Annotated in this window: 5 protein-coding genes; 2 read left to right on the top strand and 3 right to left on the bottom strand. The window is 68.3% G+C overall.

Annotated features, from left to right (window positions below; translation table 11 throughout):
- A partial coding sequence (locus tag JOZ00_RS04035) for an MBL fold metallo-hydrolase (RefSeq protein WP_293339964.1) occupies nt 1-318 on the top strand: 318 nt, incomplete at its 5' end.
- Nucleotides 319-346: 28 nt separating this feature from the next.
- On the opposite strand, the gene JOZ00_RS04030 is transcribed toward JOZ00_RS04035, so the two are convergent.
- Genes JOZ00_RS04030 through JOZ00_RS04020 form a run of 3 tightly spaced genes read right to left on the bottom strand, consistent with a single transcriptional unit; the run spans nt 347 to nt 2119 of the window.
- Entirely contained in the window at nt 347-856 is a 510-nt protein-coding gene (locus JOZ00_RS04030) for a GNAT family N-acetyltransferase (protein WP_293339962.1), read from the bottom strand.
- 10 nt (nt 857-866) lie between these two features.
- The gene (locus tag JOZ00_RS04025) at nt 867-1748 is read right to left on the bottom strand and encodes an SAM-dependent methyltransferase (protein WP_293339959.1); all 882 of its coding nucleotides are present in this window, start codon (nt 1746-1748) and stop codon (nt 867-869) included.
- A 5-nt stretch (nt 1749-1753) separates the two neighbouring features.
- Nucleotides 1754-2119, bottom strand: a complete 366-nt coding sequence (locus JOZ00_RS04020; RefSeq protein ID WP_293339956.1) for a DUF3054 domain-containing protein — start codon at nt 2117-2119, stop codon at nt 1754-1756.
- Nucleotides 2120-2188: 69 nt separating this feature from the next.
- On the opposite strand from JOZ00_RS04020, the gene JOZ00_RS04015 reads away from it, so the two are divergent.
- Nucleotides 2189-2451, top strand: a 263-nt coding sequence (locus JOZ00_RS04015) for an SDR family NAD(P)-dependent oxidoreductase (protein ID WP_293339953.1), incomplete at its 3' end; no start/stop codon positions are given.

Genomic DNA, 2451 nt, shown 5'->3' with positions numbered 1-2451 from the left:
CCCGAAATCGCGGCGGGACTGCCGGGGCGCCCGGCACCCGTATTCAGCCCCGGCCACACGGGAGGCCACTGCTCGTACCTGGTCGACGGGGTGCTGGTCAGCGGCGACGCGCTGATCACCGGACACCCGCTGATACGTCACGATGGGCCGCAACTGCTGCCGGCGATCTTCAGCTACAGCCAGGAGAACTGCATCGAAACCCTGTCGGCGCTGGCCCAATTGGAAACCGAGATCCTGGCGCCCGGCCACGGCCCGCTGTGGCGCGGCCCCATCCGCGAGGCGACGAATGCCGCACTGAAAAAAGCGGGGGCTCTGTGACGGTCGCCAAGTCGATCGCGCCGCGAACTCATTGATCCGACGGCGTCAGCCACTTCTCGAATGCGATGGGAAGGAACGGGCCCCAGGACGGCAACGGGTCGGGCGCAATCCTGGTGTAGCCCGTGGCGTCGTAGAGCGACTCGGCCTCGGGCTGCCGGTTTCCGGTGATGAGGTAGAGCCGCCGATACCCCCGCGAACGCGTTTCGGCCTCCAGCGCCATCAGCAGTTCCCTCGCATAGCCGCGGCGCCGATGTTCGCGGTCGGTCCAGATCCTCTTGAGTTCGGCGGTCTCGGCGTCGTAGCGCCGAAACGCACCGCCGGTGACCGGCACCCCGTGCAGGACGCCGATCAGCAGTCCACCGTCGGGCGCCGCCAACTCGGCCTCGGGCACCGGCAGCCAGGTCAGGTGAGTGCTCGGCGAGCCGCCGTATCGCTCCGCGTACTCGACCGCCAGTTCGGCCAGCAGCGGCTGCGCCAATGGGTCATTGTGCGTCGCCGAGACGAATCGGAGTTGTTGCATCCCTGGGTCTTCGGACATCACAACACACTCAAACCCGCGTCGCGGTCAGGTATTCCGGCACGAACGCCGTGTCACGGGGACCAGCATGGCGCTGGTTGGCCAGCCCCATGCCACCGCGCAGACCCGTGATGTCGCGTTCCACCGTCGCCCAGCCCCGGCTCGCCAAATACTCAGGGACATAATGGTATTCGCCCGGATGAGTGAGGCTCGCCAAGTCGATGTCCAGGCCGTTCTGGCGGCAGCCATCGACGAAGGCCCGCTCGGCCTCCAGCTGCAACGGGCTCCAGGTCGGCATGTGATCGGCGGCGAAGCGGCTGCCAATGACGCTGACCGCGGTCACGTCGTGCAGCAGTTGATTCTGTACGTCGGGTTGCAGATACCCGACGAGCAGCTGCTCGGCGACCCACACCGTGGGTTGGCCGGCGTCGAATCCGATGCGGTGCAGCGCGGCCACCCAGTCCTGGCGGAAGTCAACACCGACCGCGCACCGGTTCGCCGCCAACTGCGCGCCCAGGCCGCGTAGTGCTTCGGATTTGAAATCGAGTACCTCGGGCCGGTCGACCTCGTAAATCGTTGTCGCGCGCGGCCACCACATCCGGTAGGGCCGCGTATCCAGGCCCGACGCCAGGATCACCACCTGTCGGATCCCGGCCCGCCCCGCGTCGGCAAGGAACTCGTCGACGAACCGCGTGTGCGCCGCCAGCGCATCCATCAGCCCGTTCATCGCGGCGGCATCGCCGTCGTCGGCGGCGAACCGCTCGTCGGAGATCATCCGGACGACGTTCTCCACCCCGGCAGCCACGACCAACTGCTCGGCGAACGGATCGTCCATCAGCCCCTTGTTGGTGGCCATGGCCCGCGCGGCCGCCCCCAGCGTCGCGGTCACCCCCACGTCGGCCGTCGGCGCCATCGTCGTCAAACCTTGGAACGCAGGCGCAGCCCGACGACCACTCGCCACCCGAGCAACAGAATCGCGGTGACCGTGGACGCCACCACGACGAAACTTGCGGCCACACCGGCCGAGCTCGCCTTGCGCAGCAACATGCCGACGACCACGGTGGACAGCCACACGATCACACCGGTGGGGGCCACCGCGGTGGGTCGACGCCAGGCCCGGGAGACCAGCCAGCCGACAACCGTTCCGGTCAGAAACGGCCATGCCGTCTCCGCGACGCCGGTGATGGTCAGCCCTTCGGCATGGCTGCGGCGCCCGACGGCGCAGAACACCAGCACACCGACGACGTCCACAGCGAGCCAGCCCAGCCGCTGGAGCCTAAGCATGCAGCGAGACTACCGGCCAGTCTTGGCATCCTTGACCCGGCGGCTGCGGTGAACGTAAATTCGTCGGCGATGAATACTCGTTCACAAAGCAGCCTCGCGGTGGTGACCGGTGCCGGTTCGGGCATCGGTAAGGCGGTAGCGCTGGCGTTCGCCGCGCAGGGCCACCGGGTGGTCGCCGCCGATCTCGACGAGGCCGCGGCGGCGGCCACCGCCCAACAGCGCCCCGAGCTGATCAGCGCGCTGGCGGCCGACGTCGCCGACCCTTCCCAAGTCGATGCCCTGCGGGACACGATCAACACCGAGCTCGGCGTGCCCGACATCGTGGTCAACGC

Source organism: Mycobacterium sp., from assembly GCF_019243155.1.
Lineage (GTDB): Bacteria > Actinomycetota > Actinomycetes > Mycobacteriales > Mycobacteriaceae > Mycobacterium.
This window is presented reverse-complemented; position numbering and strand designations above follow the sequence as displayed.

Bases quoted from the DNA above. Each gene is read 5' to 3' on its own strand.
- JOZ00_RS04030 (WP_293339962.1), bottom strand. From the start codon at position 856: ATGTCCGAAGACCCAGGGATGCAACAACTCCGATTCGTCTCGGCGACG.
- JOZ00_RS04025 (WP_293339959.1), bottom strand. From the start codon at position 1,748: ATGGCGCCGACGGCCGACGTGGGGGTGACCGCGACGCTGGGGGCGGCC.
- JOZ00_RS04020 (WP_293339956.1), bottom strand. From the start codon at position 2,119: ATGCTTAGGCTCCAGCGGCTGGGCTGGCTCGCTGTGGACGTCGTCGGT.